Source organism: Mycoplasmopsis felis ATCC 23391 (genome assembly GCF_000701865.1).
In the GTDB taxonomy this organism is placed as follows: Bacteria; Bacillota_I; Bacilli_A; order Mycoplasmatales; family Metamycoplasmataceae; genus Mycoplasmopsis; species Mycoplasmopsis felis.
Map to the genome: position 1 here is coordinate 1 of NZ_JNKA01000036.1, position 4,541 is coordinate 4,541.

Below are 4,541 nucleotides of genomic sequence, written 5' to 3' on the forward strand. Positions count from 1 at the left end.
CCACAAAATATATTTTTAGTCCCTGTTTCTCCATATTTTAAAGCATCGAAAATTTCTGTTTTTAAATAAGTTACATTAACTCTTTCATCATATTTGGTTATTATTCTTTTTATTATTTTTTCATAGTCCGGATTTATTTCTTTCAAATACAAACTATTTCCCAAACCTAAAATTTTTACATTTTTTCTATAAGAACCCGAATTATCAAAATATCCAATATTTTTATAAACTGTATTTTTACCTGAAGTATTGTAAAGCATAAGTTTCATAATTTAATTATATCATAATAACAAGTAATAACAAGTAATAACAAGTATAAAAACTAAAAAGTTTATATAACATAGTTATATAAAAATCTCTAAAAACTAACTATTTTTAGAGATTCTGGGAAACACAGGAATGTTCATCTAATTTTATATTTTTATAATATTTATGCCTTCTTTCTTGGATTAATTTATTTATTTTGGGTAAATTTAATAACTTTTGAAATTCTTTTATAATAGATTTCCCCATATCATTAGTTTTTTTAATTAACAATAAAGTTATATTTTTTATTAAATTTTTAATTCTTGTGTTTTGAGTTTCTTTTAATAAGTTTATATAATTTAAAGTTTCTAAATTATTAAAATTACTTGGTTCAAAATATAAAGAAAAATCATATTTGTTTTCTTTGAAAAAAGAGTAATTTTCAAAAAAGATACTGAAATTTTGTTCTAATATATCAACGGATTCAGAAATTATAATAGGTGCATTTTGGTGATTTTTCAATTCACCTGTTGGATTATTTCCACTTAATAAAGGCTTTATATTCTTTATTGTACTTTTATACTCATTTAGTAAATAATCATTAATAATATTTAATTTTTCATATTCATTAGGTTTTATATGAACTAATTTATTATCATTTAAATGATTCCTGATTTCCTGTTTTAAATTTAACTTCCTAAATAATTCTTCTCTTCTTTTAAAATTATTGTTATTTGATTCAAATCAACTTTTAGTTGTTTTTAAATCTATATAACATTCATCTATAATAATTCTATAAGCATATAAAATCAAGGTTTCTTTATGAAAAATGATTATTATTTTTCCTCTAAATTTTGATGAATTAGTGTTTTTATTTCAATTTGAAGTTTCAATATTAAATTCAAATTTCTTTAAATCAATATAGTTTATTTGATACATTTTATAATGATTTCGAATAATGATTCTAATACTTCAACTGAAATAGAATTACCACAAGTAAAAATCATTTTACTTTTATTTATTAAACCTGAATTTATAACTTTATTAGCATCTTTCTTTGAAAAACCCATATATAAATAAGATTCAAGTGGAGTAATTTCTTTAACTTTATCGACTGAACCGAAATAAAACTTTATTCTTGAATTAGCTCCAGAAGCAGTTAAAGTAGGCCCAAATCCGAAAGGTTTATATAAATAGTTTTCAGAATTAAATTTAGTATATTCTAAGATAAGACTTTTAGTTATATTATTTTTAGTTACTTTAAATTCTGTTATTTGTTTATCTTTTAATTTATCTAGAAAAATATCATCTTCATTGAGTTTTATTATATTTTCTAATGTTTTGTTATGAGAAAAAGGAATTGGTCAATCAAATTTTCTTAATTGTTTATTTTTTAAAATAGAAACCATAAATAAACGTTCTCTATTTTGACAAGAACCAAAATCTGAAGAATTTAAAATTTTATATTCAGATACATAACCTAATGATTCCAAAAATAAAATTCATTCATTTAATGAAGTAGTAAATTTTTTAGATCCTAATGCTTTTACATTTTCTAATAATAAAACAGCAGGTAAATTATCTTTATTTATTTCTAAAATTCTTCTAACTTGTAATAATAGTCCAGATCTTGTTTGCTCATTAATTCCTTTTTGTTTTCCTTGTTGGGATATATCTTGACAAGGAAATGAATAAGTAAATATGTCAATATTTGATGGTAGCAAATTAACATCATTTATATCAAGGTAGAAATTTAAGTGCTCTCTCTCTCTCTCTCTCATGTATTTTTCTTAATAAACTTTTTTAGATATGGATAAATACTTCTTAATCTCTCTTGAGTTAGTTTACTAAAATAATTAGGTGAAACTATATTTTTAGAATCAGAACTAATTTTTAAACTAGATAAAGATTTTTTTATATCCTCTATGTTTGTTTTTTTATCTTGTTTTAAGGTTTTATTATTTATAATTTCATAAGAAATTATTGCGTCTAAATATCATTCTACAAATCCTAAACTTTCAACTTTCAAATTAAATTTGTTTGAAATATTCTTTAATGCTTTGATTTGTGAACCGATTCCTGCAAAAGTTTCAAAAATAGTTATTTTATTCATAATAATATGATATCGTATTTTGTTTTTATATTTTCTGTTTACTAAACAAAATAACAATATTTTTATTTTTACTTTATTATTTTAAAATTAAAGAGTATAATAATAAATATGCCTTAGTGGTGGAATGGCAGACACTGCGGACTCAAAATCCGTCGGAGAAATCCATGCAGGTTCAAGTCCTGTCTAAGGCACCAATTAAATTCACTCCATATGGAGTTTTTTAATTGGTGTTTTGTATATAAAATATGGTAGGTAATTATGGAAAATAAATATAAAGATTTAATAAAAAGATTAGATTGCTATATGTCTATCGAAGCAATTTCTAGATTTGAAGAACCGGTTGTAGATGAATTGAAAAAAAATATAAATTCAAGTAAATTTGAAGTATTTAGAGATAAACTAGGTTCTGTTATTTTTTACAAAAAATCTTCATCTAAAAATGCACCTAAAATTATGATAGCTGCTCATATGGATGAAGTCGGTTATATGGTTAGAATGATTAAAGATAATGGAAACATTATGGTTAGTCCAATTGGTGGTGTGTGAGCAAGTACTGTAATAGGAACTAAAGCAGCTGTTGTATCATCAAGAACAAATAAAAGATATTATGGTGTTTTTGGTCATACTAGTATTCATATCCAAACTCCAGAAGAAAATAAATCAGCAATGAAAAATTATGATTTATATGTTGATTTAGGTTTTAAATCAAAAGAAGAAGTTCAAAATGTTGATATTGAAATTGGAGATAAAATTTTTATTTCAGGAAAAACTTTATTATTAGCAAATAATTTAATTGGTGGAAAAGCAATGGATAACAGAGCAGGAGTTACATCACTTGAATTTATTGCAAAAAATATAGAAAACCTAAACCTAGAATGTGATGTATATTTAGTTGGAACAGTTCAAGAAGAAGTTGGAACAAGAGGTGCTAAAACATCTGTTTCACTAATCAAACCAGACATAGCATTTGCTTTAGATACTGGAGCTTCACATGATACAACAGGTGCAAAAGTAGGAACACCAGTTTGTGGAAATGGAGTAAGTATTTTAGTAAAAGATGGTGGTACATTACCAGATCCAAAGCTTATTAATTATTTAATGAAATTATCAAAAGAAAAAAATATACCTGCTTATAAATATATTGCAGGTGGTGGAGGAACAGATGCTGCCGAATTGCAATTTGGTGAAGGTGGTGCATCTGTAGTAACAATTTCTATACCCCAAAGATATCTACATAGTCCAATAGGTGTAGCTTCACTTGTAGATATTCAAGCAGCAATAGATTTATTGACTGAATTTATTAAAAATTATTCTTCAGAAATACATGATAAAGAACTAAGTTATAAATAAAGGATATTATGGAAAAAGAAATATTAACAGAAGAACAAAAACTTATGAAAGAACATAATTTATCACAATTAAGCTATGATGTTCTCAAGAAGTCTGCAACAGAAAGAAGTTTTACTTCAGAACTAAATAATGAATATAGAAAAGGTATTTATGTAGAAAAAATTAGTAAAGAACCGCTTTTTTCTTCTACTACTAAATTTGATTCAGGTTGTGGTTGACCAAGTTTTTCAGAACCGATATTAAAAGAAAGCGTTTTATATTTACAAGATAACTCTCATAATATGGTTAGAACAGAAGTAAGATCTGGAAAAGGTGATAATCACTTAGGACATGTATTTAATGATGGTCCAAAAGAAATGGGTGGTTTGAGATATTGTATAAATGGTGCTGCACTAGATTTTATTCCGTTTGAAGAAATGGATGAAAAAGGATATTCAGAATACAAAAAATTTGTAAAATAGAATAAAGCAAATAAAACACACAAAAGTTTTAATTTCTACATAACTTTTGTGTGTTTTATTAATTTAATTTGTTTCGAACTTTAATTTTCTCAAAGAAATAATAAATCTTTTTTGTAACTATAAGGAGGATGAGGATCATCAAAAATTTTACAATGTAGGTTTCAAAATCTAGTTAATTTTTTGAGTTCCCACTTATTTATTTTTGATATGTTATTATTGTTTATAATTGCTAAACTTAAAAAAATGGAAATATAAAATTACTTAAAATTACATATTTAATCCATTTTTAAATCTGATTTTCTTATTCCTTTTTAATTTTCCCATCTTTATTTTATTAAATGAGAGTAATTTTATTAAAAAACAATTATTTT

Annotated in this window: 6 protein-coding genes and 1 tRNA gene; 3 read left to right on the forward strand and 4 right to left on the reverse strand. The window is 23.9% G+C overall.

The window, feature by feature from the left end; translation table 4 throughout:
• The 4 genes from T405_RS03415 to dcm_N form a co-directional block, all read right to left on the reverse strand.
• The coding region (locus T405_RS03415) for a hypothetical protein (protein WP_156951256.1) at positions 1 to 269 on the reverse strand (269 nt) is incomplete at its 3' end.
• Positions 270 to 375: 106 nt separating this feature from the next.
• Positions 376 to 1,185, reverse strand: coding sequence for an MAG4270 family putative restriction endonuclease (locus tag T405_RS03420; RefSeq protein ID WP_036431285.1), 810 nt, complete (start codon positions 1,183 to 1,185; stop codon positions 376 to 378).
• A complete protein-coding gene (gene dcm, locus T405_RS03425; protein ID WP_084271915.1) occupies positions 1,173 to 2,027 on the reverse strand; it encodes a DNA (cytosine-5-)-methyltransferase in 855 nt (284 codons plus the stop codon). The genes T405_RS03420 and dcm overlap by 13 nt, the downstream gene beginning before the upstream one ends.
• Positions 2,000 to 2,359 (reverse strand): DNA (cytosine-5-)-methyltransferase N-terminal subunit, encoded by a 360-nt coding sequence (gene dcm_N / locus T405_RS04095; protein ID WP_051619563.1) that lies wholly within the window; start codon positions 2,357 to 2,359, stop codon positions 2,000 to 2,002. The genes dcm and dcm_N overlap by 28 nt, the downstream gene beginning before the upstream one ends.
• A gap of 110 nt (positions 2,360 to 2,469) precedes the next feature.
• Here dcm_N and T405_RS03435 point away from each other — a divergent pair.
• The 3 genes from T405_RS03435 (at position 2,470) to msrB (ending at position 4,170) form a co-directional block, all read left to right on the forward strand.
• A tRNA-Leu gene (locus T405_RS03435) sits at positions 2,470 to 2,553 on the forward strand.
• 64 nt (positions 2,554 to 2,617) lie between these two features.
• Positions 2,618 to 3,709 (forward strand): M42 family metallopeptidase, encoded by a 1,092-nt coding sequence (locus tag T405_RS03440; protein ID WP_036431288.1) that lies wholly within the window; start codon positions 2,618 to 2,620, stop codon positions 3,707 to 3,709.
• An 8-nt stretch (positions 3,710 to 3,717) separates the two neighbouring features.
• Complete coding sequence (gene msrB, locus T405_RS03445) at positions 3,718 to 4,170, forward strand: peptide-methionine (R)-S-oxide reductase MsrB (protein ID WP_084271916.1); 453 nt, start codon at positions 3,718 to 3,720, stop codon at positions 4,168 to 4,170.
• The last annotated feature ends 371 nt before the right edge of the window (positions 4,171 to 4,541 follow it).